This is a genomic window from Arthrobacter sp. FW306-04-A (assembly GCF_044358315.1).
In the GTDB taxonomy this organism is placed as follows: Bacteria; Actinomycetota; Actinomycetes; order Actinomycetales; family Micrococcaceae; genus Arthrobacter.
This window is the reverse complement of sequence record NZ_CP084559.1, coordinates 2,683,614-2,706,568: the sequence shown is the minus strand read 5'-3', so window position 1 is coordinate 2,706,568 and position 22,955 is coordinate 2,683,614. Positions and strand designations below refer to the sequence as shown.

Sequence of the window (22,955 nt, the reverse complement as noted above, 5' to 3'; positions counted from 1 at the left end):
GGGCAGTGCTTGCCACGGTTGGACCGCGAAAACCGGACCGCATCCGCGGGATTGGCCGGAACTCCCGGGGTATGGCAGAATTAACCCTTGTGTCTACTGGGTTCGCGCCTGCCACAGGGGGAGCGTAGCCAACAGCCTGACAACCCGGAACCACCAATCAGTGGTGGTGCCGGACTTTGAAAATCTTCGGCGGTAATTTCCGGACGGCCTCGCGCCCCGGGCTTGCCCGCCGTGACCCAAAGTGGATGACCTGTGGCGTTCACCAGGAGTGGATTAATGCATATCCTCGATAACGTAGATGCAGCTTCGCTGCGTAACGATGTTCCCGAGTTCCGCGCGGGTGACACCATCAAGGTTCACGTGAACATCATCGAAGGCAAGAACTCCCGTGTTCAGGTTTTCCAGGGCTTCGTCCTGGGCCGCCAGGGTGACGGCGTTCGCGAAACCTTCACGGTCCGCAAGGTCTCCTTCGGCGTCGGCGTAGAGCGTACCTTCCCGGTGCACTCCCCGATCATCGACAAGATCGAGGTCGTCACCAAGGGTGACGTCCGCCGCGCCAAGCTCTACTACATGCGTGCACTGCGCGGCAAGGCTGCGAAGATCAAGGAAAAGCGCGACTTCGCCACCGGCAAGTAGGTCTTCGACCAAAAGCGGGTCCTGGATTCGTGCCCGGCCTGCGCCGGAGAAATCCGCAACGCAACAGGAAACGAATCATGGACCACCCAAAACGCCAGCCCCGGAAACAGGGCTGGCGTTTTGTTTTGCTCGCATTTGTCCTGGCCGTGGCCTTCAGCGGGCTTGTCCGATCCTTGTGGATCGACGTCTACTTCATCCCCTCTGAGTCCATGGAGCCGCTTCTGGGCACCGGAGACCGCATCCTTGTGTCCAGGTCCGATTTTGCCGCAGATCCCATACGCCGCGGAGACATCGTGGTCTTCGACGGCAGGGGCACTTTTGCCCCGCTCAACAGCGGCAAAGGTCCATTCGCCGACGCGGTGGCCGCCGTGGGCCATTGGCTGGGATTGACGGGAAGTGACACCACTTACGTCAAGCGTGTCATCGGACTTCCCGGAGACCACGTTGTCTGTTGCGGCACCGACGGCAAACTCACAGTCAACGGTCAGCCGCTTGAGGAACGCTATCTGTATGCCGGCGACACGCCGAGCGAGCAGAAATTCGACGTCATCGTCCCCAATGACCGATTGTGGCTCATGGGGGACCACCGTTCACGATCGGCCGATTCGCGTAGTCTTCTGGGCGCACCCGGTGGAGGAATGGTGCCGCTGGAGCGTGTCGTCGGCCGTCCGGTCCGGATCATCTGGCCGCTTGATAGATTTGCAGAACTGCCTCGCCCTGCGCAGGCCAGTACAACCTCGAAGAACGGACAGTAGATGCCGGAGACAACTCCCGGGAAGCCAGAACGGCACGACGACGACGCCCGGCTCCTGGACGGACCGTCCGCTCCCGCCGGGGAGCTTGCAGCGGACGACGCCGACCCGGCTTCCCCGCTGCCGACGGTCCAAGCGGCGGCGCTGCCGGATGGACAGGAGTCTCCTCGCAGGGCTGCGCGGCGGGCCGCCGACGAAACCGATGAGTCCGATGCCGTCGCCGAGACGCACGGCAGTCCGTTCCTCAGTTGGCTCAAGGAAATCGGCACCGTAGTGGTCATCGCCGTCGTGTTGTCCTTCCTGATCAAGACATTCCTGTTCCGTGCCTTCTTCATCCCTTCTGAATCCATGGTCAACACCCTCGACGTTGACGATCGGATCTTCGTCAACCTGCTCGTCCCGCAGCCGTTTGCGCTGGAACGTGGCGACGTCGTGGTCTTCAAGGACGCTCAGGGATGGCTGCCGCCTACGCAGAAGGCGGCGCCCGGGCCCTTCAAATGGTTCCAGGATGGCCTGGTCTTTGTCGGCCTGCTCCCGGATGAGACCAATCAGCACCTCGTCAAACGTGTGATCGGCCTGCCAGGGGACAGGGTCTCATGCTGTGACAGTTCCGCGAGGGTCAGCGTCAACGGCACGGTTCTCAACGAAAGCTATATCAACCCGGCCCAGGTTCCGATGGCCAAGTCTTTCGATGTGGTGGTCCCGGAGGGGAAAATCTGGGTTATGGGCGATAACCGCAATAACTCGGCAGACTCCCGCGAACACCAAGCTGTCAATGGCGGGTTCATCAACATCGCCGACGTGGAGGGTAAAGCCACCGTTATTGCCTGGCCCATCAACCGTTGGCAGATCCTCGACAACCACTCCGAGGTCTTCCGCACTGTCCCTGCGCCGTCGCCGCAGAACACGGCTTCGCCCACGGCTCCAGCGAGCAAATGATGGCGCCCGCGGGGACCAGGACGGCCGTGCCCGCTGGAAAACGGCAGGCTGCCGGCACGGTGAAGACAGCGGGGAAAACAGCGGGGACAAAGTCCAAACAGCCTGCCGGCTTTCCGACCCTGGATGTCGAACGGGGTTTCCTGGCCCCGGGAGTCACGCTCCTGGCCGGCGTCGATGAAGTAGGCCGCGGAGCACTCGCCGGTCCGGTATCGGTGGGGATCGCCGTCGTCGACCTCCGGGACCACGGTTTGCTCGCCGATGTCCGCGACAGCAAGCTGCTCAAGCCCGAAGACCGTGAGCGTTTGGAACCGCTGGTACGCGAATGGGCTGTTGGCTCCGCAGTAGGCCACGCAAGTTCGGCGGAGATCGATGCGCTGGGAATTGTGGGTGCCCTGCGCCTTGCCGGAACACGCGCCTGGTTCGAGATCCTCGCTGCGGGCGTGCGTCCGGACCTCGTCCTGCTGGACGGAAGCCACAACTGGCTCTCTCCGCAAAGCCAAGGTTCGTTGTTCGACGCCGAGCCGTCCGGGCCCGCCTGTGAGGCGCCGGTGCACACCCGTGTGAAGGCGGACATGAGCTGTCTCAGTGTGGCGGCCGCCAGCGTGCTGGCCAAAGTAGCCAGGGACCGCATCATGCTTGATCTCCACGAGGAATATCCGGCCTTCGGTTGGAACGAGAACAAGGGCTACGGCACTTCCTCGCACCGGGAAGCCATCCGTTCCTTAGGCCCTACGCGGTACCACCGGACCAGTTGGAACCTGCTCTAGCCATCGCTTTTCCCCGTGGCGGACGCCGGCCGCAGCAGCGTTGCGGCGTGTGCCCGCTCCATGGTGCAAGATGGAACTATGAGTGCCGAGGATCTTGAGAACTACGAAACCGACATGGAGCTTCAGCTCTACCGCGAATACCGTGATGTCGTCGGGTTGTTCAGCTACGTTGTCGAGACCGAGCGCCGGTTCTATCTGGCAAACCACGTCGACCTGCAAGCCCGCAGTGCCGATGGCGAGGTCTATTTTGACCTGACGCTCCAAGATGCCTGGGTTTGGGACGTCTACCGTTCGGCCCGTTTCGTCAAGAACGTCCGCGTGATCACGTTCAAGGACGTCAACGTCGAAGAACTGCCGCGGAGCGAGGAACTTTCCTTGCCGAAGGACGGCGACCTAGGTGATCTCGGCAACCTGGGCAACTAGGAAGGCTCGCCAACTTGTCCTCCACACCGTCCCTCTGACGGAGTTTCCCACATAGCCGAACTCCTCCCTGTCTTTGGCCTCTCCGCGCCTCCACGCTGGTAACGGAGGTGGTTATGAAAGCCAAAGACCTATTGGGCCAGCACGGTGAAACGCTGGCTGCCATGTTCCTTGAAACCCAGGGGATGCGAATTGTTGACCGCAATTGGAGATGCCCGGAGGGCGAGATCGACATTGTGGCGCTCGACGGCGACATCTTGGTGATTGCCGAGGTGAAGACCCGGAAGAACTTGGCCTACGGGCATCCTTTCGAAGCCGTTGATGCCGCCAAGCTTGCTCGGCTGCACCGCCTGGCCTCGTCATGGTGCCGGGACCACGAGCTGCGCGCCTTGCGTCGCCGGGTGGACGTCGTAGGAGTCATCGACGACGGCGTAGGCGAACCAAAGCTGGAACACCTCAGGGGTGTGGGCTAGGTGGGCGTGGGCCGAAGCTACTCCGTAGCGCTGGTGGGCCTCAACGGCTACATCGTGGAGGTTGAGGCGGACATTGGGCAGACCCTCCCGAACTTTGTGATCCTGGGCTTGCCGGATGCGTCCTTGAACGAAGCCAAGGAGCGTATTCGCTCCGCAGCCCAGAATTCCGGCATCCCCCTGAGCCGTCGAAAGATCACGGCCAATCTGATTCCGGCCTCGTTGCCGAAGCGTGGTTCGGGGTTCGACCTCGCGATCACGATGGCAGTATTGCGGGCTGCCGGCGACATCCGTTCTACCGAAGACACGGTCTTCATCTCGGAGTTGGGACTGGATGGCAGGTTGAGGCCGGTTCGCGGCATCCTGCCGGCAGTCATGGCCGCCGTGCAGGCGGGGCACCATGAGATTGTGGTGGCCCAAGCGAACGTCGCCGAAGCGAAGCTGGTTCCTGGGGCGGTTGTTCGTGGCTACAAGACATTGGCCCGTCTGGCCTTTGATTTCGGGGCCGATCCCCAGGACCTGGCCCTGGACTACGATCCCGCGGATGATGAAGCCAGTGGCGACGGCAACAGAGGCGCAGGACTCGTTCCAGACCTTTGCGATGTCTCTGGGCAAGGCGATGCCCGCCGTGCCCTTGAGGTTGCGGCCGCCGGGGCACACCATGTGCTGTTGTGCGGCCCGCCCGGTGCCGGCAAGACCATGCTCGCAGAGCGGCTCCCGGGGCTCCTTCCGGATCTCGGCGACCAGGAAGCCATGGAAGTCACAGCGATCCACTCACTCTCCGCTGTTCATGTTGACTCAGTACAGCTGTTGCGCCGCCCACCTTTTGAGAACCCCCACCATAGCGCGACTGCCGCAGCCATCATCGGCGGTGGCTCCGGCCTGCCGCGGCCTGGAGCGGCATCCCGGGCCCATCGTGGCGTCTTGTTCCTTGACGAGGCGCCCGAGTACGAACGCCGCGTTCTGGACGCCCTGCGGCAACCTCTGGAGAGCGGTGAACTGGTCATCCACCGCTCGGCCGGTACCGCGGCATACCCTGCCCGTTTCCAACTGGTCCTTGCAGCGAATCCTTGCCCATGCGGAAAAGCCACCGGCAAGGGCGTCGATTGCACCTGCACCCCACTGATGCGGCGGCGCTACTTCGGGCGCATGTCAGGACCGTTGTTGGACAGGGTGGACATCCAGCTTCAAGTAGAACGAGTATCCCTCGCAGACTTCGGCCAATCCAGCGCGGAGGAGGACACAGCTACGGTCGCAGGGAGAGTGTATGCCGCCCGGTCACGGCAACGCGAACGCCTGGCGAGATTCGGGATGGAAACCAACTCGCAAGTTCCCGGGCGTGTACTGCGCGGCGAACTACGCCTCCCTTCTTCGACCACGAAGATTCTGGACACCTCCCTGGAGCGTGGAATCCTCACCGCGAGAGGCTACGACCGCGTCCTGCGCCTGCCATAGATGATAAATTAGCAGATGTGAAAGCAATCATTTACCTCCGAATAAGTCAGGACCGAACAGACGAGCGAGCGGCGGTGGATCGGCAGCGTGAGGACTGCCTCAAACGGGCAGCGGAACGCGGCTGGGAAGTCGTCGGCGTCCACGAGGACAACGACATTTCCGCCGCTGGCAAGAAACACCGGCAAGGCTTCGAGGCCATGTTGAAAGCGGTTGAGGCTGGGAGCGCGGGCGTCGTCGTTGCATGGTCGTTGGACAGGTTGCAGCGCAACCGGCGCGACGAACTGCGGCTTTACGAGCTTTGCCAGAGCAAGGGCGCAAGCCTGTCTCTGGTGAAGGGTCCGGACGTGGACTTTTCCACGGCGGCGGGCCGGTTGGTTGCCGACCAGTTGGGATCTGTGGCGCGGTTCGAGATTGAACAGAAGTCCGAGCGGCAAGAGAGGGCAGCGGAACAGGCAGCGAAGCAAGGGCGTTGGGTTGGTGGGCGTCGCCCGTTTGGTTACGAGCCGGACGGAATCACGGTGCGTCCGGCTGAGGCTGCGGCCATCGTGAAAGCCTACGATTCCGTGCTTTACGGGGCGTCGCTGCGGGAAGTTGCCCGGACGTGGAACAGCCAAGGTTTCACGACGGGCCAGAAGCGTTTCAAGGCAGGTCACGAGGGCGAGCCGTCGTTGTGGCGCGCCGATTCCGTCAGGGTTGTGCTGATGAATTCGCGTAACATCGGCAAGCGTGTCTACAAGGGCGAGATTGTCTCGGATGCCGAGTGGCCCGCCATTGTGTCTGAGGAACGCTTTGCCGCCGTCGTGGCCATGTTGAAGAATCCGGCGAGGGTATCCGGCAAGACGGGCGGGCGGTATTTGTTGTCCGGGCTGGCCCGCTGTGGCGTCTGTGGCGCTCCGGTGCACGCCGGGGGTACCTCCCGTCCGGGAGTGCGGGCTTACCGCTGTACGGCATCCATGGGGCACTTTGCGCGCCGTGCTGAGCCTGTTGAGGAATACGTGGAGGCCGTTGTCGTGGGCATCTTGTCCCGTCCGGACGCTGCACGGCTGATGCAGGACGACAACCGTCCTGACGCGGAAGAGTTGCGGGCGCAAGCGGTGGGGCTGCGGGAGCAGCTTGACGCGGACGCGGTGGACCTCGCGAACGACCTGATGAGCAGAAGCCAGTTCCGGGCGCTGTCGGCGCAGAGACGGGCAAAGCTCGCTGCGATTGACGCCATGCTTGCGGACGCTGGCCGTGTGGACGTTCTGGGGCCGCTTATTGGCGCGGAGAACGTGCGGAAGGTTTGGGACTCGTTGAGCATGTCGCGGAAGCGGGCCGTGATATCCGTCCTCATGGATGCGGTAATCATTCACCCACCGGGACGCGGGACACGGAACTTCAATCCGGCAACTGTGGAATTCAAGCCGAAGGAGGATATGGGCAATGGCGACTGAATATGAGGATCGCGAGCGCCTCGCCGCAACAGAATTCCTGACCCTGATTCTGGTTGAGGACTGGTTCAAGGGACTGGAAATCGTCCAGCTTCAAGAGCTAATAGACGGTGCAGTGGAACGGCGCTGGCCCACAGTATGGTTCCTATGTCCGCAGGGGCACAAGCTTGCGAACATGGGACTGCTCGTCAGATCAAGCGCACATCGATGGATCAAAGATGCACGTTCCAAGGGTCGAATCACGAGCGCCGCGCCGGAAAGCGACGGCGTGGCCTATGTCGAAAATTTGGTTGAAGGGTTCCGGTACAACTTTGAATGCCCGGTTCCGGGATGCCGGAGCAAGTCCACGCCTGTCCGTGATTCCACCCTTTTGAAGCTCTATGCAGCGGCTCTGCGGTCCTATGCGGATTCGTTGGCAGGGCGAGATGACTACCTGTCCAAAGACAGTGGGAAATCGGTTCGAATCGGTGCCGTATCCTCAACGAAGCGTCTGGGACACGCCTGATAGAATCAGACGCATACGCGACACCATCTCAGAATCTCGCTGCGAGAATTCGCTAAAATTCTGAGTCACGAGCTTTAGCTCCCGGCCCCAGCGGACTGGCACCCTCATAGGAGTCTGTCCAGTGTCCGCTATCAATCACCTCAAGGCGAAAGTCGGTTCCCTCAGCCAATCGCGGGCTGCCGATGATCCCGAATTGGTCAAGGCCCGGCAAGACCTCAAGGCCGAACATCTCGCCAAAGATGTTGCCGCCGTGGTCAACTCGTTTCCGGCGTTGCGACAAGACCAGTTAGATCATCTCGCGCGTCTGCTGCGCCCGGCTGGCGGCGATTCCGCATGAACTCAGAAGAAAGGCCCGGGGGACTCACCCGGGCCAATCCAGAACCAACCAACGACACCGAGTATACCAATTCGGTCCTGATTATCGACGCCGCCGAGCTTGACGCGCTGCCTGTCGGAACGGTCGTTATTGACAGCAACCTTGAGCGCTGGCGCAAAGATGACGATGACCCCCAGATTGACGACGGGCCGGTACTCCCGGCTTCTGTAGTGCGACTGGGGGTGGCGTGATGCCGTGGTCAAAGTTCAGTGACGACTACGCCGACGATACTTGGGATCTCTCCGACACAGCGTTCAGGCTCCATACGGAGGCAATCATTTGGTCCAACCGGAAGCTCTTGGATATGCGCATTCCAAAGGAGGACTTGCACAGGTTCAAGCGCCCGGAGGCCTTGTCGGAACTTCTGAACAAAGGCTATTGGAGTGACTTTGGAACCTATTTCGAGATCCTTCATCACTCGGAGTATCAGCGGACTCGTGACGCCGTGATAGCCACTCAGGCCCGCAGCCGGACGAATGGGAAGCTTGGCGGACGACCTCCTAAGAAGCGGGAAAATTGGCAAGGTGGCAAAACCCAGAAGCTAACCTCAACTGAAACCCAGCAGGTTACTAATCAGGTTTCAGAGGTTTCCGCGCACGCTGGCCCCGAAAATCCCAAAAACCCCGGAAACTCAAGGGTTGAAAACCCAGAAGCTAACCTAGGAGCTAACCCAAAGGGACAGGCCTATAACAGAAGTAGTTCTTCTGCACGTTCTTCTGAAAACGTTCTGCCTGTAGATGATCCTTGGTCGTCGTCTGCTCCCAAGGGGTTCGATGATGATGGGTGGCTTGCCGGTAGGCCGGTGCCGGTTGGACCGCCGAGCCACGCGAGCGTGCCCACGCTCCCTAACGTTCCTTTGCGCGCTGGCGACCCCTGCACGACATGCGACCAAGGCCGACTCACTGAGGCGAACGCGTCGAGAGGCGTCACCCGCTGCAACGCCTGTCTTGCCGGGCCAGCATCCGCACAAACAACGACACCAAAGGACCGACCGTGACCACCAACGAAATAGCTCCACGCGCAAGCGTTCATGGAATCGAGCAGATCGACGGCGGTTTAGCCGCTGGCATTGGGCTGCACTACGGCAAGGCCGTAGCGCTGATCTACGTAACCGACGCGGACGGCGCTAAGCACACGCTCATATCCGAACCGGACTATGCACGCCTTATGCAAGCCGCCTCACAGGACGGCGAACTCACCTTGGACGCCGGATCTTACACACCCATCCCGCTTATCCGTCAAGGCTGGCCCGACGACTGGCAGACGCCCGACGACGTAACCGCGTGGCATGCATGGATTCCGGAGGCATGACAATGGAAGCGCCGAGGAAATCACAGCCCGGTAATTACATGGCTGCCATTCAAGCGGAATGGGGGCTAGGACAGCCGAACAAGGCGGGGCAGGTACAAACACCCACGGGCACGCCCGGACGCCGCAGAACGCCACACAGCATCCCAGCCTCACAAGCCGACAGGCCAGCAGCGCACGGCGCACCACGCACACCGAGACCACGCAACGGCGGCGACGATGACCACGACACACGGCACGGCCACAGCATGGACACAAGGGCCAAGGGCAACCGGCAAGGCACAAGCAGCAGACAAGCGCACCAAGCCAACACACAAACCGGAGCACCGTGGCACCAACAAACCGGGGCACACCGGACAGGGGGCAGCACAGCGGCGTTTTTTTCTATGGCCAAACCCGTGCCGACCGCCTAGTCCTCGAACGTCTCTACTATTGTCTCGAATTATCCTGTGGGGCGCTACAACCGCTGATACAAACTCTACAAATGGAGGTACAAAATGGAAGTGAAGGAGCACGGTTCTAGCGGCTATCGCGCGGGTTGCCGGTGCTTTGTCTGCCGCCTTGCCCATAAGGACGATGTGGCCCTCTACCGGGCACGGAAGCGTGGGGAAGTTCCTGCCCCGAAGGCACCCGCTGTGATCCCGGATGGTGCGGGCGTGCAGGAGTCTTTGACGCTTTCGGAAATCGCTGGCCTTGACTTGGACACGATGGAAGGTGCGTCGTTGGCGAATATGGCCACAACTGCGGCTCGTGCCGTGGATGCTATCGAGCGTTCGGGTAGGTGGCATTTGATGCCCGCCGCCGTGCGTTCGTTGACTCAGCTTATGGATAAGCTGCGGGCGCTTGATATTCCGGAGACCGCCGATGCCTTTGAGGATGACGAATTCATTCGGAGCTTGGGAACGCCGGTTCGCGGTCACAGGGATCACCTGCCGTGGACTTAGAGGGGCAACCCGCCCTGATCAAACACAAAGGAGATATGAAGATGACAACCATGGAACAACTCATTGCCCGCGAGAAAGAGCAGCTAGCCGCCAAAAGGGCACGCCGTGAGGCTCTGCATGACGCATTGAGCGAGCTTGGACGCATGAAGTCTGATGGCGTCGAGCGTTCAATACCTGTAAGGACCAATCTCAATATTGTCGATGCCGATATCGCCCGGAGCGAAGCCAAAATCCGGGAGCTTGAGGCTGAGAAAGCCCACGATGAAGCACTCGACGTCTTGGCGGATTCCGGGTTGCTCGTGTTCCCCGGATCGGACTCACCCGACTTGCCCGCGTATCGTGAACGGCTGGCCGTTGCGAATGCCCGTCGCGAGGCGATTGAGGGCGGTTATGTGTCTTAATTCCGTGCGCGTATGATGGTTGTTGGCTTCCCACGGGATTCCGGTGAATAACCCACCCGTGGCCGGTCAATGCAGAGCCACCACCGCGCTTCGCCCGTAGTGGATTCGCCCAGCAAATGGTTTTGAACGTAAGACGCTGCCTGACATACGTGTGTCAATTGGGCCGCGCCATTCCCATTTAGCCGGGCACGGATACGGCCCGCAGTAGGCTTTAGGAGCCATCGTGAATATCCAAGACATGATTGACCAGAAACTAACCCGGCGTAATGCCATTGCTGCCGAAGTACGCCCCAAGCGAGAGCGCCTCGACCTCACCGACGAAGAAACGCGCGAGGTCACCGAGAAGATGCTTAAGGTGCACACTCTTGACGCCGAGATCGACGCTTTGCGGGAGGCCGCGACTCGTGGCAACGGCAGCGGCGACGGCGACTACAGCGCCAATGGCCGGGCAGGTGCTGTTAGCGGGAACCGTGGCACCAGCGGCGCTGATTCCAGCCGCGTCCTTCCCGGTGACAAGTTCGTCCGCGAGGACGGTTCCCCAGCGGCTGTGCGCCGGGGCGAATCGTTCGGTTCCCATCCCGTTGTTGCCGCTGCCCGTGCGAAAGATCAAGCGCGCGAAGAAATGGCAACCGCACAATTCGGCGGCGTCGCGCAAATGGTCCGTTCGCTTTCCACGTCGGGCACTTCCGCGATTGTTCCGGTGGTTTGGGCCACGGAAATTATCGACCTCGCCCGAAATTACAGCGCGGTTCTGAAAGCCGGTGCAAACGTAATTCCGATGCCCGCCCTGACTACGAATATCGGACGCCTCACGGGCGACGCAACTGCGGCTTTCCGGACTGAGGGTTCGGCAATCGGCGCGAGCGATACGACGTTCGATCAGGTCCAATTGACTGCAAAGTCATTGAATGCACTGGTTATCGGTTCCATGGAATTCTTTGCCGATGCGCCGAATGCTGACCAGTTGGTGGCGAATTCGATTGCGAAGGCCATTGCCCTCAAAATTGACCTCGTTGCCCTCTATGGCGGCATTACCTCCGGGGCCGGTTCAATCAACTTGGCCACACCCCCTAACCCTAGAGGAATTCTTGCCGCGCTGAATGCCAACCTTCCGGCAAACGTCCTTGGCGGCGGCGCGGCAAACGGCACGGCCTTGACTCAGTATTCCCAACTTCTGGATCTTTACTGGCAGGTTGCCAACGGGAACGAAGATCCGAACGCGATTATCTGGCCCCCGAAACTGGCTCAGGCCTACAGCAAATTGAACGATACGACGAACCAGCAGCTACGTATTCCGGCACCGTTGGGACCGGGCGGGATGATGGTTGCCCAAGGCAGCGCGTTGAACACTGACCCCGGCGATGCAGCAGGTTTGCCGTTCTACGTTTCCAAGCAGGTCCAGCAAGGTATGACCCAAGGCACGCTGACAACTGCGGCTGACGTTTTCTTGGGCGACTTCACGGAATTGCTCGTGGGCCAGCGGCTTGATATTTCGGTTCAGGTATTGCAAGAGCGTTATGCCGAACTCGGCCAAATCGGCATTGTTGCGACGTGGCGGGGCGATATCCAGCCCGCACGTTCCAGCGCTTTTGCGGTTTACCGTTACCTTGCCGGGGCGGCATAAGCCATGGCGCTTACCGAAGGCATCATTGGGCCGGTTGCAACATCCCGGCCCAATGTGCCGACGATTCAATGGATCGGCCCGGACACATTTCCGTTTTGGCAGGGTGCCGAGGACGCACGTCTCCCGATAGTCACCACGTTCACGCCGACGCCTCGCACGGATTGCATTCAAGCCTTCATGACCCTAAACGATCCGAATGGGCATTCCGTGACATTCCTCCGAGGGGAAACCCTTCCGACGTGGGCGCTGCCCTTCCGCTGATAGGAGTTTGAAATGGCACTAAGTAATAACCGGCGCGTGACGCCGCTCACTTTTGCCGAGTCGCCATATTCGCCCAGTCCGGTATTTGAGGATTACTTTTACGCGGTGCATCCGGAGACCGGCTTGGACGTGGTGTATGTGCCCGGCGAGGCCAAACCTCAATTCGTGCTTGAGCAGGAAGCAGCGGCGGCAGCAGCGCCGCCGTCCGAGCCGCCCGTGAAGCGCGGCAACAAGGCCGTGAAGGCTTCGGAGTAGAGCTTGGCGTAAAGGTCACTGCTCCGGCTTTTCAATAAGCGGCCCGAGCAGCCCATGGCGGCAAGGCACCCTGCCTTTCGTGGACCGATGACCCGCCAGCGCCAACACAGAAAGACCCCCACCGTTCCTCCGTTCCCGGTGGGGGTCTTTCGTACGTCCGCTACTTTTTCAGTAAAACATTGCTATCGGATTTGACCGTAATGTTAAAGTCTCCGATGGTCAGAATTGAATCGAATACAATTCCATGCTTTGCGGATTCGTGGTAGTTCGCGAACTGGATTCCTCGCAGTTCACCAATTACGGTATTCGTGCCAGAATTTGAGTCCACGATCGCGGTTCGCCCTAAGTGCGTGGTGGTCAGATGCTGTGCAAGTACGTATTCGGCGTTTTCTTCATTGAACTCAAACAAAAGGGTCTTCCGTTCTGTCGTACGGGGCAGCGCGGTTGCTGCTTACCATGCACCATAGCGGCGACTCGCTGGCTGGCGGGCAAAACTCGCCCGAAGCGCTCTAGCGTCGCCGTCCACCGAACCGGAAGGACAGGCCGGGCAGAAGCCGGACAGTGACCCGGCCCCGGCTGTTCACAGTCACCGGCCCGATTCGCTCGGACACGGACGCGCCGGACTTGGAGAGATTGACGTGCCCGGTCTTGCCTAGCCGGACGCGCTTACGGAAGATGAAGCCCATTGTGATCAGTCCTTTCCTTTTTTCCTGAATCATGCTCGCTTCGCGTCCATCCCGCTACCCGGTTGCCGGGAGAGGTTTGTCCTTAGTCAGTGATGCCGAGATCTCGACTCATGGCATCGGTTAGGGACTTGCGTGCTTCTTGCATTTTGTTGTGCGCGGCCTTGTACTCCGTTGTTTGAGATGTTTCTAGGGAGCTTCTGTCTAGAAATTCCAAGACGGCTTCCCTGCTCTCAATATGACTCTCTGCCGCATCTCGGACGGATTTGGGGCTGATCAGGCGTAACCGGCTGCCCCCCGTATGGTCGTTGGACTCTAAGGTGTCGGACATGGCCTTTGCGCCGGAAATCACGCTGTTGAGATAAATGTCGCCACGTCGAATGGTTTCTACGTATTGGCTGTACGTTTCAATCTTCTCGTTGCGGAGCCACTGGGTGTGCTCTGTGGTCTTGCCTAACCTAGATCCCCACCAGCTTCCGAAGAGAGCGAGGACGCCAGTGGCAACGGGTACGACTAGCAACCACCACCATTGACCTTGATTGATCAGTTCATCCATGGGCGAGGCACCTACCCCTAGTTGCCGGATCATCCGGCTGGCGTTGCCCGGACTGAGACCGGGGCGAATGTGTTGATCAGCGCGTCGGCTTTGTCCAGATCCGCAAAGGTTTTGGCCTGCAACGCGAGGGAGTGGCTGACCACCCCTTTAGTCATGTCCGCTGTGTCGCCCCATGCCTGAATGTCGGCTTGGACGGTCGTGATAGCCGTTTTCCATTGCCCAAGCTCCTTGGGGGCGGGTTCCGTGCTAGAGGCGTATGCCTTAGTTGCGGTTTCATAGGCGTTCGGAATATAGCCCATGTCGTCCTTTTCAATGTGAGTAAGAGTCCAGCAGGCCTTACCGCAGGGCATCCCGCCGAAGTTAGTCGCATTCATGGAAACAGCATCTTTGAATCCAGACCGGAACTGATCGTCAGCATACTGAAGTGCGACGCCTGCGGTGTGTGCCGGGGGCGGTGGTGGTGACGGCGGCGGGGCAGCATGGCCGCAGGCGGTCAGAAGGGCAGCGGCGGCGAGGGCCGTGAATGCCCCGGTTTTGAAGATTCCGGTTGAACGTTCGAACTGCACTTTTCCCCCCGAGCTTGAATGAACGTGGTCAGACTACAGCCGAGGGAGGCCTTTTCAAGCAGGAAAGAAACGCCAGCCTTCTCTAGTTCTGCCTTTTAGCTATCCATGTCCTGGCGTGGACACTTGCGGATCTAGGCCACAGGGACCGGCCCCACAACGACGACATCGGGCAGGCCCTTGGCTTGCGGCAGGCGGTTGCGGCCGCATGAAAGGACACGCCATGACTGAGAACCACCCGCAGCCGCCATGCGAAACGCCTCCCTCGGACGGCGCTCCGTCCTTGCATGGAACCGGAAGCCCGGACCGGTCGACAGAACGCCTGGCCCGGGCGGCGCTGTCGAGGCTGATGGAGCCACAAGACGCGGCCGGACTCGCGTTGGTGCAAGCCGCGGGAGCCGTCGATGCTCTCAGGATAGCGACCGGTCGGCTCGCGCCTGGTCCCGAGCTTGAGCAGGAAGTGGCTTCCTTGCTTGACGACAACAGGATTTCCGCAGCAGGGACCGGATTGGCCTCCGCGCTGCGTCGGTGGGCGCCTAGGATCCCGGATCTGGCACCTGAACGGGATCTTGCCACGATGCAACGCGTTGGTGGCCGCATGATCATCCCCGGCGACCCGATGTGGCCCACTCAGTTGGCCGACCTGGACCTGCATGAACCGTTGTGTTTGTGGTGGCGAGGACACGAATTGGAGTTTCCACCCGTGCAGCGGGTGGTCGCGCTTGTCGGCTCACGGGACAGCACGAGTTACGGGGCCTCAGTAACGGGTGACTTCGCGTACGGGCTGGGCCAGCGCGGCTATACCGTCGTGTCGGGAGGTGCGTACGGAATAGACGCCCATGCCCATCGTGGGGCGCTAACCGGGGGTACGAACGACATGCCGACCATCGCGGTGATGGCCGGGGGAGTGGACAGGTACTACCCGTCCGGGAATGAGGATTTGCTGCGGGCCGTGGCAAATCAAGGTTCGGTCATCGCAGAGGTTCCCCCCGGTTCGGCGCCCACCCGCTACCGGTTCCTACAGCGCAACAGAATTATCGCCGCCTTGGCGGGTGTGACGGTTGTGGTGGAGGCACGCTGGCGTTCAGGCGCGCTGAATACTGCCCATCATGCCGAATCCATAGGCAGGGCCGTCGCAGCGGTTCCGGGATCCATCCATAGTGCCAACTCGGCGGGCTGCCACCGGCTTCTGAGGGACGGCGGGGCTGTTTGCGTCACGGATATCGGCGAGATTGCCGAACTGGCAGGGTCCAGCGGTGAAGCGCTCGCCGAGGACAAGGAAACGGATCCGTCCGATCATGATGGGCTCACGCTCGAGGACCTTATCCTGCTGGATGCCCTACCGGTCCGTTCAACTAGCTCAGTGGAGAAGCTCGCCGTGGTTGCGGGACTCAGCCGGGAGTCGGTGCGGGCAGGGCTTGGACGGCTTGGATTGCTGGGACTGGCAGTATCGGTGCGCGGTGCCTGGAAGAGGTCAGGGAAGCGGGGGTGAGCAATCGGTTGAGGTGGTGCGGGGCTGAGCGGGATCCGGCCGACCCGAATCCCGCTCCCGGTTCGGAACGTGGCGATGCCACCCTCACAGCCCCTCGGCTGGCACAGTGGAGAGGTGCAAGAGAAACCTCTCCCCGCAGCGCTCGCAGGGTCTGTGCAGGACTTCCGGCGTTACCTGGAGGGCGAACGGGCCAGATCGGCTCACACCGTGAGGGCATACATCGCGGACGTCGAGAACTTACTGGGCTTTGCCGCCGCGGAGGGCGTGGGGGAGCTCGCGGCCCTGGAACTTGGCACTCTACGTCGCTGGTTGGGTGCACAGAGCGAAGCTGGCAGGTCGAGAGCGACTCTGGCCCGGCATGCCGCCACGGCCCGGGCATTCACCTCTTGGGCTTTGAGGGAGGAACTGATTGCATCGGACCCGGCCCTTCGCCTCCAAGCCCCCAAACGAGATCGCACTCTCCCCGGAGTGCTTCACCAACAGCAAGTCGCCAGAGTCTTCGAGAACCTCACCGAGGCGGCCGCGGATGGTTCCCCGATGCCGCTGCGTAACCGTGCCGTCGTCGAACTGCTCTACGCCACGGGAATCCGTGTCGGCGAACTGGCCGGCCTCGACATCGACGATCTCGACCCCGGTCGTCGGACCCTTCGCGTACTCGGCAAAGGCAATAAAGAACGTACCGTCCCTTACGGGGTCCCGGCTGCGCTTGCCGTCGACGACTGGCTCCGTCGCGGCCGTCCACGGCTAGTTACCGAGCGGAGCGGGCCAGCCCTGTTCCTCAGTTCGAGGGGCAACCGGATCGACCAACGCCAGGCACGTAGCGTGGTCAATGACCTCCTAGCGGCGCTTGGGGATACCGCGGCAACAGGGCCCCACGCCCTGCGCCACACAGCTGCCACCCATTTGCTCGACGGCGGTGCGGATCTGCGCGCAGTTCAGGAGATACTTGGACACAGTAGTCTCGCAACAACCCAGATCTACACTCACGTGTCGGTGGACCGGCTCCGCAAGAGCTATCAACAGGCTCATCCGCGTGCCTAAAAGAACGCCGTCTGGAGAAACCCCGCAGCGGTCTGAAGAGCCCCTGCGGAGGCGAAATCGGTGTATGGGGGAATCGCACTGGCGTAATTCCGGTCCGTACGGCAAAATGAAAGCAATGTCGGGGAACTTTCAACTTCAACTTGAATGTTTTTCCGCTGTGGAAAAAATCATAGAAAGCTAGGGAAACCGGAACGGCGCGGCACGCGCGCAGCAAACTTTTCGTCCAGGCAGAGGTCGTTGGGGAAGACGTACCTACAGCTATGGAGGATGGAATGTCTGTTGCAACAACCCGCGGTGTCCTGTTTGTGCATTCAGCCCCTACCGCGTTGTGCCCTCACGTTGAGTGGGCCATCGGATCGGTCGTTGACAAGCGGACCGATCTAGAGTGGACCCCTCAACCAGCCGCGCCCGGAATGTTCCGCGCCGAATTGTCATGGGCAGGAGTCCCGGGAACAGGCGCGCAACTGGCGTCGGCCTTGCGTGGGTGGGCGCACCTTCGCTACGAAGTCACCGAGGAGCCCAGCCAAGGCGTGGACGGTGCGCGTTGGTCCCACACGCCGGAGCTCGGCATTTTCCATGCCGTCACGGACGTCCATGGCAACATCATGGTCACCGAGGACCGCATTCGTTACGCCTATGAGTCGGCGGCAGGGGACCCTGCGGCTGTGTATCACGAGCTTTCCTTGGCGCTCGGCGAGGCCTGGGACGAAGAACTCGAGCCTTTCCGCCACGCTGCCGAAGGCGCACCTGTCCGCTGGCTCCACCAGGTCGGCTAAGCCCCGCCGGCTAAGCTCCGCTGGCAGCCGGCGGGAAGGAGCAAAGACAGCATTTCCATAGCAAAGAGGAGGGCCCCACCGTGGTGGGGCCCTCCTCTTGTGCACCGATTGTGCGCCGAGCTGGCAGGAAGCCGTCAGACGTTGCGGACGGCGATGACGGCGTTGTGGCCACCGAAGCCGAAGGAGTTGCTCAACGCAACGATGTCCCCGGCAGGCAGCTTGCGTGCCGAAGTGACGACGTCGAGCGGGATCTCCGGATCCTGGTTTTCGAGGTTGATGGTCAACGGAGCCTGGCGTTCGTAGACCGCGAGCACCGTCAGTACGGCTTCCACGGCCCCTGAAGCACCCAACAGGTGGCCCATCTGGGACTTTGTAGCAGAGACCGCCACATTGTCGACGTGCGTGCCCAGGGCGGCACGGAGCGCCGTGTACTCGGGCTTGTCGCCCACCGGCGTGGACGTGGCGTGGGCGTTGACGTGTACGACGTCCTCGGCCTGGATCCGGCCATCGAACATGGCAGCCTTCAAAGCGCGGGTAGCGCCCAGACCCTCCGGGTCCGGAGCGGTGATGTGGTAAGCGTCGGCCGTGACCGACGTACCGGCGAGCTCAGCGTAGATGCGCGCACCGCGGGCGATGGCGTGTTCTTCGGCCTCCAGGACCAGGGCGCCCGCGCCTTCACCCATGACAAAGCCGTCGCGGTCGCGGTCGTACGGCCGCGAAGCGTGCTCGGGATCGTCATTGCGGCGGGAGAGGGCCTGCATCGAGGAAAACGCAGCGAGTGGCATCGGGTGGATGGCGGCTTCCGCACCGCCGCACACGACCACGTCGGCTTTGCCCGAGCGGATGAGATCCAGGCCGAGGTGCAAGGCTTCGGTGCCGGAAGCGCATGCAGAAACCGGGGTGTGCGCACCGGCACGGGCACCAAGGTCAAGGCTGACCGCAGCGGCGACGCCGTTCGGCATGAGCATGGGGACCGTCATGGGCAGGACCCGGCGGGGTCCTTTTTCCCGCAGCGTGTCCCAAGCGTCCAGGAGCGTCCAGACGCCGCCGATACCCGTAGCGAAAGCCACGGCAAGGCGATCGTGGTCGATTTCGGTGATACCCGAATCTGCCCAGGCCTCGCGTGCGGCGATGACACCGAATTGCGTGGACGGGTCCATGCGCTTGGCTTCAACGCGGCTCAGGACCTGGAGGGCCGGCGTCGAGCACCGGGCGGCAAAGTGGACCGGAAGGTCATACTTGGCAACCCACTCGTCCTCGAGTGTGTGGGCACCGGAGACCCCTTTGAGCGCGTTCTTCCACATCGTGGGGACGTCGCCGCCGATGGGCGTTGTGGCACCCAGACCGGTTATGACTACTTTGCGTGCCATGAGGTCACTCTCTGTCGGATCAGCCAACCCACGTGCTGTTCTCACTGGGGAGGCAGGAAAAAACTCTGGGAGATATAGCAGCTGTGCCGGGCTTCGGATGCAACAGGGCGCACCCGAAGTCCGGCACAGTTGAGGCCAGGCTAGGCCTGTGCGTTCGAGATGAAGTTGACGGCGTCGCCGACGGTCTTGAGGTTCTTGACCTCTTCGTCCGGGATGCGGACACCGAACTTCTCTTCAGCGTTGACGACGATGGTCATCATGGAGATGGAGTCGATGTCCAGGTCCTCGGTGAAGGACTTGTCCAGCTCCACGGATTCGGTGGCGAGGCCGGTCTCTTCGTTCACGATTTCAGCCAGGCCGGCCAGGATTTCTTCGTTGCTAGCCATTGTTGGCTCCTTTTCTTGTTGTGCCGGCTATTACCGGAAATGGGGGCAAACCGCGGATACGGCTTGGGTTTCAAAGAACTATTCAATTGGGGGTGAAGCTCTCCAAACTACGGAAGAACGATTACCTGGGCACCAAAGACCAAGCCGGCACCGAATCCGATCTGCAAGGCGAGGCCCCCGCTGAGTCCGGGGTTCTCTTGCAAAAGACGGTGCGTGGCCAGCGGAATGGAAGCGGCAGAGGTGTTGCCGGCATCCGCGATATCGCGCGCAACCACAACGGTCTCAGGGAGCTTGAGCTTCTTGACCATCTCATCGATGATCCGCATGTTCGCTTGGTGGGGGACAAAGGCTGCAAGATCCGAGGCTTCTATCCCGGCGGCGTCGAGGGCTTGCTGGGCCACCTTCGCCATTTCCCAGACCGCCCAGCGGAAGACCGTCTGGCCGTCCTGGCGGAGTGTCGGCCAAACATCCTGTGCTGCGGAAATAATGGCCTGATCATCGGATTCATCCGAATGGCGGGCAGTCTCGCCAAGAGTGCGGACGTCGTCGAGGGAATGCGTCATGCCGATCGCGTTCCACTTGCTTCCATCCGACCCCCAGACGGACGGGGCGATACCGGGCGTATCGGACGGACCGATGACCACTGCGCCTGCTCCGTCGCCGAGGAGGAAGGAGATGGTTCGCTCGTGGTTGTCGATGACATCAGAGAGCTTCTCGGCGCCTACCACCAAAACGTATTCTGCTGCGCCCGAGCGGACCAGGGCATCGCCCTGGGCAATGCCGTAGCAGTAGCCCGCGCAAGCGGCGGAGATGTCGTACGCCGGTGCCGGGGTTGCGCCCAAGCGGTCGGTGAGCGCGGCAGCTGCGGACGGTGTGGCGTACGGGTGCGTGACGGTGGAAACGATCACGGCGCCCAGCTGCGAAGGCTCGATGCCCGCTCGCTTGAGTGCCTCGCGGGCAGCTCCCTCGGCCATATCGATGACGCTGACACTGGCAGCTGCACGGTGACGGGTCACGATTCCGGTGCGCTGGCGGATCCATTCGTCCGAGGAATCGATCCACTGGCAGACGTCGTCATTGGTGACGATGATGTCCGGGCGGTATGCCCCGATGCCTACGATGCGCGAGTAATCGCGGGCCGGTGCCTGCTTAAGTACGGGGGCGCTCATGCTTCTCCCTCCAGTTCCGCGAAAAGGGCAAGTGCCGCGGACAAGTCGTCCGGGGTTTTGACAGCAACGGTTTTGACGCCCGGCATGCCGCGCTTGGCGAGCCCCGCCAGGGTGCCGGCCGGCGCCAGTTCGATGAGTCCCGTGACGCCTCGCTGGACCAGGTTCTCCATGCAGAGATCCCAGCGCACCGGGCGTGAGACCTGGGCGATCAGGCTCTCGACGGCGGCGCCGCCATCCGTGACTTCCTGGCCGTCGAAGTTCGAGAGCAAAGGAACGGTGGGGGCCTGCGGCTTGAGCGAAGGCCGAAGGGCTTCAAGCGCATTCACCGCCGGGGCCATGTGGGAGGTGTGGAACGCCCCGGCAACCTTCAGCGGGATGACCCTGGCCTTGGCCGGCGGGTTGTCAGCGAGGGCCTGGAGTTGTTCGAAGGTGCCCGCGGCAACGGTTTGCCCGGCGCCATTGACGTTCGCGGGAGTTGCGCCCGCGGCCGCAATCGCAGAAAGAACCTCAGCCGGGTCCCCGCCGACGACGGCACTCATCCCGGTGGGGGTGACGGCCGCAGCGGCCGCCATGTTGTTGGCACGCTCGCGGACGAACGACATGGCTTCTTCCTCGCTGAGGACACCCGCAAGTGCCGCGGCAGTGATCTCACCGACCGAGTGCCCGGCCAAAACGATCGGAAGTGTGCTGAGTTCGACGTCGAACAGCGACTTCGCAGCCACAAGTCCGGCGGCGACGATCAAGGGCTGCGCGATCGCGGTGTCCTTGATGGTTTCCTCATCGGAGGTGGTGCCGTGGGCCTTGAGGTCGATGCCTGCGATTTCGCTCAGGGAGGCCAAATGGCCTTCTACGGAAGGGAGCTCCAGCCAAGGGGCCAAAAATCCAGGGGTCTGGGAGCCCTGTCCAGGGCAGACGATTGCAAGCACGTAACCAGCTTTCCAAATTGCCGCGCGAACTACTGGTGTTTGCGTACACCAAGCTCACTGGGTCAGTTTGTAGGAAGTCTACAACGGTTCAACCCGCGGATCGGGTACCGTGACGCTCCGACGTCGCCTTCGGCTGAGCCGAAAGCCTGCCCACAACCAGGGCAGTTTGGAGCACAAAAGCCTCCCGGGGGAGGAGCGGATCCCACCCTGTGACGTCGCAGACGCGCTTGAGACGATACCGCACGGTGTTTGCATGGACGAACAGCTCGCGGGCTGTTGCTTCGAGGGAATGGCCGAGTTCCAAATAGGTGCCCAGTGTCTCAACGAGCCCATTGGAGGCGGCAAGCAGCGGCCGGTAGATGTTCTTGATGAGGGAACGGCGCGCGGCGTCGTCGCCGGAGACTACCCGTTCCGGGAGCAAGTCGTCTGCGGCTACCGGTCGCGGAGCCGAGGGCCAAGCCTTGGCCGCTGTGAGTCCGGCGAATGCTGCTTGCGCAGAGCTGCTCGCCTCCAGCAGGGAGCCGGCCTCCGGTCCGTAGACCACAGCGCCCGGGGCGAACAATTCACTGAGCTTCAAATAGGCGGTATCGCGGTCCTGCACACCGCCCAGAATAAGGATGAGTCGATCGCCTTGGATGCCAACCAAAGCGTCCTCTGCGTAGCGTCCGGCCGTCCGGCGCAACTCGCTCACATAGCTTGCGCTCGGTTCCGACGGCGAGTTCCCCACCATCACAGTGAAGCGTTCCTGGGCCTTCCAGCCGAGCGCCGCAATGCGTGAGCGAAGGGCATCGGTGTTCTCGCCGCGGAGGATGGCGTCGACAATCAAGGCCTCGAGCCGGGTGTCCCAGGAACCGCGCGATTCCGCGGCCCGGGCGTAGACGTCCGCGGCCGCGAATGCCACCTCCCGTGAGTAGCGCAGGACCGCTTCGCGCAAGGAAGGCTGGTCGGCTTCAGGCGCGATCACAGGCACTTGGTCTTCCACCACCTCAACCACGATCCGGATCAACTGGAGGGCCTTTTGGAGGCTGATGGATCGCGTCAGCTCGGTGGGAGCATTGCCGAAGACATCCGTCAGGATCCACGACGGCGAGCTGGGCCTTTCGTACCACGTCACGAAAGCCGCGATTCCGTTTTGGGCAACCAAGCCCAGCGCTGAACGTTCGTCGGAGCTCAACCGGCTGTACCAAGGCAGCGATTTCTCCAGCTTGCGCATGGTGGTGGTGGACAGTTGCCCCACATTGGCGCGGAGCCGTTTCAGGGTCTCCGCCTTTTCGGGTGTTACCGCGCGCGCAGCCGCTTTGCGTTTCGCGGGGGTTTGAATCGGCTCTGCCATGCCTTGAGCATACGGCGCATCATCCGCAAGCTCCATTTGTGCGAAGGCTACAACTGCGTTTGGCGTGGGTCACGCGACTGTCACGGCCGTGCAGCGGTGTGAAGCGATTGTTAAAGC

General features: G+C 61.6%; 27 protein-coding genes. 19 read left to right on the top strand and 8 right to left on the bottom strand.

What is annotated here, in order from left to right:
• Positions 1–276: 276 nt before the first annotated feature.
• The 16 genes from rplS to LFT43_RS12360 all read left to right on the top strand — a co-directional run bounded on the left by rplS (position 277) and on the right by LFT43_RS12360 (position 12,543).
• The gene (gene rplS, locus LFT43_RS12435; protein WP_234752061.1) at positions 277–636 is read left to right on the top strand and encodes a 50S ribosomal protein L19; all 360 of its coding nucleotides are present in this window, start codon (positions 277–279) and stop codon (positions 634–636) included.
• Between the two features lie 77 nt (positions 637–713).
• Positions 714–1,391, top strand: coding sequence for a signal peptidase I (lepB, locus tag LFT43_RS12430; protein ID WP_395797189.1), 678 nt, complete (start codon positions 714–716; stop codon positions 1,389–1,391).
• Positions 1,392–2,327: a signal peptidase I gene (gene lepB, locus LFT43_RS12425; protein ID WP_395797187.1), complete on the top strand. Its 936-nt coding sequence runs from the start codon at positions 1,392–1,394 to the stop codon at positions 2,325–2,327.
• Between the two features lie 59 nt (positions 2,328–2,386).
• Positions 2,387–3,094: a ribonuclease HII gene (locus LFT43_RS12420; RefSeq protein ID WP_395803055.1), complete on the top strand. Its 708-nt coding sequence runs from the start codon at positions 2,387–2,389 to the stop codon at positions 3,092–3,094.
• A gap of 78 nt (positions 3,095–3,172) precedes the next feature.
• On the top strand, positions 3,173–3,517 hold the full coding sequence (locus LFT43_RS12415) for a DUF2469 domain-containing protein (protein WP_059387678.1): 345 nt from the start codon (positions 3,173–3,175) through the stop codon (positions 3,515–3,517).
• A 113-nt stretch (positions 3,518–3,630) separates the two neighbouring features.
• Positions 3,631–3,987: a YraN family protein gene (locus LFT43_RS12410; RefSeq protein ID WP_395797185.1), complete on the top strand. Its 357-nt coding sequence runs from the start codon at positions 3,631–3,633 to the stop codon at positions 3,985–3,987.
• A complete protein-coding gene (locus LFT43_RS12405) occupies positions 3,988–5,439 on the top strand; it encodes a YifB family Mg chelatase-like AAA ATPase (RefSeq protein WP_395797183.1) in 1,452 nt (483 codons plus the stop codon).
• Positions 5,440–5,513: 74 nt separating this feature from the next.
• Positions 5,514–6,872, top strand: a complete 1,359-nt coding sequence (locus tag LFT43_RS12400) for a recombinase family protein (protein ID WP_395797181.1) — start codon at positions 5,514–5,516, stop codon at positions 6,870–6,872.
• On the top strand, positions 6,862–7,374 hold the full coding sequence (locus LFT43_RS12395) for a hypothetical protein (protein ID WP_395797179.1): 513 nt from the start codon (positions 6,862–6,864) through the stop codon (positions 7,372–7,374). Before LFT43_RS12400 ends, LFT43_RS12395 begins: the two co-directional genes overlap by 11 nt.
• Positions 7,375–7,495: 121 nt before the next feature.
• Entirely contained in the window at positions 7,496–7,711 is a 216-nt protein-coding gene (locus LFT43_RS12390; protein WP_395797177.1) for a hypothetical protein, read from the top strand.
• A complete protein-coding gene (locus tag LFT43_RS12385; RefSeq protein ID WP_395797175.1) occupies positions 7,708–7,941 on the top strand; it encodes a hypothetical protein in 234 nt (77 codons plus the stop codon). Before LFT43_RS12390 ends, LFT43_RS12385 begins: the two co-directional genes overlap by 4 nt.
• Positions 7,942–8,743: 802 nt before the next feature.
• Positions 8,744–9,061, top strand: a complete 318-nt coding sequence (locus tag LFT43_RS12380; RefSeq protein ID WP_395797173.1) for a hypothetical protein — start codon at positions 8,744–8,746, stop codon at positions 9,059–9,061.
• Between the two features lie 494 nt (positions 9,062–9,555).
• Positions 9,556–10,002, top strand: coding sequence for a hypothetical protein (locus LFT43_RS12375; RefSeq protein WP_395797171.1), 447 nt, complete (start codon positions 9,556–9,558; stop codon positions 10,000–10,002).
• Positions 10,003–10,037: 35 nt separating this feature from the next.
• Positions 10,038–10,403, top strand: a complete 366-nt coding sequence (locus tag LFT43_RS12370; protein WP_395797169.1) for a hypothetical protein — start codon at positions 10,038–10,040, stop codon at positions 10,401–10,403.
• Between the two features lie 238 nt (positions 10,404–10,641).
• Entirely contained in the window at positions 10,642–12,027 is a 1,386-nt protein-coding gene (locus LFT43_RS12365) for a phage major capsid protein (protein ID WP_395803053.1), read from the top strand.
• 273 nt (positions 12,028–12,300) lie between these two features.
• Complete coding sequence (locus LFT43_RS12360) at positions 12,301–12,543, top strand: hypothetical protein (RefSeq protein WP_395797167.1); 243 nt, start codon at positions 12,301–12,303, stop codon at positions 12,541–12,543.
• Positions 12,544–13,052: 509 nt separating this feature from the next.
• Here the strand turns inward: LFT43_RS12360 and LFT43_RS12355 are convergent.
• From LFT43_RS12355 to LFT43_RS12345, 3 genes are all read right to left on the bottom strand, one after another.
• Positions 13,053–13,229 (bottom strand): DUF4236 domain-containing protein, encoded by a 177-nt coding sequence (locus LFT43_RS12355; protein WP_395797164.1) that lies wholly within the window; start codon positions 13,227–13,229, stop codon positions 13,053–13,055.
• Positions 13,230–13,311: 82 nt separating this feature from the next.
• Entirely contained in the window at positions 13,312–13,782 is a 471-nt protein-coding gene (locus LFT43_RS12350) for a hypothetical protein (protein ID WP_395797162.1), read from the bottom strand.
• Between the two features lie 29 nt (positions 13,783–13,811).
• Positions 13,812–14,156 (bottom strand): hypothetical protein, encoded by a 345-nt coding sequence (locus LFT43_RS12345; RefSeq protein ID WP_395797160.1) that lies wholly within the window; start codon positions 14,154–14,156, stop codon positions 13,812–13,814.
• Positions 14,157–14,694: 538 nt separating this feature from the next.
• Here LFT43_RS12345 and dprA point away from each other — a divergent pair.
• The 3 genes from dprA to LFT43_RS12330 all read left to right on the top strand — a co-directional run bounded on the left by dprA (position 14,695) and on the right by LFT43_RS12330 (position 17,654).
• Positions 14,695–15,837 (top strand): DNA-processing protein DprA, encoded by a 1,143-nt coding sequence (dprA, locus tag LFT43_RS12340; protein WP_395803051.1) that lies wholly within the window; start codon positions 14,695–14,697, stop codon positions 15,835–15,837.
• Between the two features lie 114 nt (positions 15,838–15,951).
• Complete coding sequence (locus LFT43_RS12335; RefSeq protein ID WP_395797158.1) at positions 15,952–16,878, top strand: tyrosine recombinase XerC; 927 nt, start codon at positions 15,952–15,954, stop codon at positions 16,876–16,878.
• Between the two features lie 272 nt (positions 16,879–17,150).
• Positions 17,151–17,654, top strand: coding sequence for a DUF3145 domain-containing protein (locus LFT43_RS12330; protein WP_265980849.1), 504 nt, complete (start codon positions 17,151–17,153; stop codon positions 17,652–17,654).
• 134 nt (positions 17,655–17,788) lie between these two features.
• On the opposite strand, the gene fabF is transcribed toward LFT43_RS12330, so the two are convergent.
• The 5 genes from fabF to LFT43_RS12305 form a co-directional block, all read right to left on the bottom strand.
• Positions 17,789–19,024, bottom strand: a complete 1,236-nt coding sequence (gene fabF / locus LFT43_RS12325; RefSeq protein ID WP_395797156.1) for a beta-ketoacyl-ACP synthase II — start codon at positions 19,022–19,024, stop codon at positions 17,789–17,791.
• A 140-nt stretch (positions 19,025–19,164) separates the two neighbouring features.
• Positions 19,165–19,410 (bottom strand): acyl carrier protein, encoded by a 246-nt coding sequence (locus LFT43_RS12320; protein WP_395797154.1) that lies wholly within the window; start codon positions 19,408–19,410, stop codon positions 19,165–19,167.
• Between the two features lie 107 nt (positions 19,411–19,517).
• A complete protein-coding gene (locus tag LFT43_RS12315; RefSeq protein ID WP_395797152.1) occupies positions 19,518–20,579 on the bottom strand; it encodes a beta-ketoacyl-ACP synthase III in 1,062 nt (353 codons plus the stop codon).
• Positions 20,576–21,505 carry an ACP S-malonyltransferase gene (locus LFT43_RS12310; protein WP_395797150.1) on the bottom strand — a complete coding sequence of 310 codons (930 nt, stop codon included), beginning with the start codon at positions 21,503–21,505 and terminating at the stop codon, positions 20,576–20,578. The genes LFT43_RS12315 and LFT43_RS12310 overlap by 4 nt, the downstream gene beginning before the upstream one ends.
• Positions 21,506–21,593: 88 nt before the next feature.
• Positions 21,594–22,838: a PucR family transcriptional regulator gene (locus LFT43_RS12305; protein ID WP_395797148.1), complete on the bottom strand. Its 1,245-nt coding sequence runs from the start codon at positions 22,836–22,838 to the stop codon at positions 21,594–21,596.
• Positions 22,839–22,955: the final 117 nt, after the last annotated feature.

What these genes read in the sequence shown, in the direction of transcription:
- rplS (WP_234752061.1), top strand. Translation starts at nt 277, where the DNA reads ATGCATATCCTCGATAACGTAGATGCAGCTTCGCTGCGTAACGATGTT.
- lepB (WP_395797189.1), top strand. Translation starts at nt 714, where the DNA reads ATGGACCACCCAAAACGCCAGCCCCGGAAACAGGGCTGGCGTTTTGTT.
- lepB (WP_395797187.1), top strand. Translation starts at nt 1,392, where the DNA reads ATGCCGGAGACAACTCCCGGGAAGCCAGAACGGCACGACGACGACGCC.
- LFT43_RS12415 (WP_059387678.1), top strand. Translation starts at nt 3,173, where the DNA reads ATGAGTGCCGAGGATCTTGAGAACTACGAAACCGACATGGAGCTTCAG.
- LFT43_RS12410 (WP_395797185.1), top strand. Translation starts at nt 3,631, where the DNA reads ATGAAAGCCAAAGACCTATTGGGCCAGCACGGTGAAACGCTGGCTGCC.
- LFT43_RS12395 (WP_395797179.1), top strand. Translation starts at nt 6,862, where the DNA reads ATGGCGACTGAATATGAGGATCGCGAGCGCCTCGCCGCAACAGAATTC.
- LFT43_RS12385 (WP_395797175.1), top strand. Translation starts at nt 7,708, where the DNA reads ATGAACTCAGAAGAAAGGCCCGGGGGACTCACCCGGGCCAATCCAGAA.
- LFT43_RS12375 (WP_395797171.1), top strand. Translation starts at nt 9,556, where the DNA reads ATGGAAGTGAAGGAGCACGGTTCTAGCGGCTATCGCGCGGGTTGCCGG.
- LFT43_RS12370 (WP_395797169.1), top strand. Translation starts at nt 10,038, where the DNA reads ATGAAGATGACAACCATGGAACAACTCATTGCCCGCGAGAAAGAGCAG.
- LFT43_RS12365 (WP_395803053.1), top strand. Translation starts at nt 10,642, where the DNA reads ATGATTGACCAGAAACTAACCCGGCGTAATGCCATTGCTGCCGAAGTA.
- LFT43_RS12360 (WP_395797167.1), top strand. Translation starts at nt 12,301, where the DNA reads ATGGCACTAAGTAATAACCGGCGCGTGACGCCGCTCACTTTTGCCGAG.
- LFT43_RS12355 (WP_395797164.1), bottom strand. Translation starts at nt 13,229, where the DNA reads ATGGGCTTCATCTTCCGTAAGCGCGTCCGGCTAGGCAAGACCGGGCAC.
- LFT43_RS12350 (WP_395797162.1), bottom strand. Translation starts at nt 13,782, where the DNA reads ATGGATGAACTGATCAATCAAGGTCAATGGTGGTGGTTGCTAGTCGTA.
- LFT43_RS12345 (WP_395797160.1), bottom strand. Translation starts at nt 14,156, where the DNA reads ATGAATGCGACTAACTTCGGCGGGATGCCCTGCGGTAAGGCCTGCTGG.
- dprA (WP_395803051.1), top strand. Translation starts at nt 14,695, where the DNA reads ATGGAGCCACAAGACGCGGCCGGACTCGCGTTGGTGCAAGCCGCGGGA.
- LFT43_RS12330 (WP_265980849.1), top strand. Translation starts at nt 17,151, where the DNA reads ATGTCTGTTGCAACAACCCGCGGTGTCCTGTTTGTGCATTCAGCCCCT.
- fabF (WP_395797156.1), bottom strand. Translation starts at nt 19,024, where the DNA reads ATGGCACGCAAAGTAGTCATAACCGGTCTGGGTGCCACAACGCCCATC.
- LFT43_RS12320 (WP_395797154.1), bottom strand. Translation starts at nt 19,410, where the DNA reads ATGGCTAGCAACGAAGAAATCCTGGCCGGCCTGGCTGAAATCGTGAAC.
- LFT43_RS12315 (WP_395797152.1), bottom strand. Translation starts at nt 20,579, where the DNA reads ATGAGCGCCCCCGTACTTAAGCAGGCACCGGCCCGCGATTACTCGCGC.
- LFT43_RS12305 (WP_395797148.1), bottom strand. Translation starts at nt 22,838, where the DNA reads ATGGCAGAGCCGATTCAAACCCCCGCGAAACGCAAAGCGGCTGCGCGC.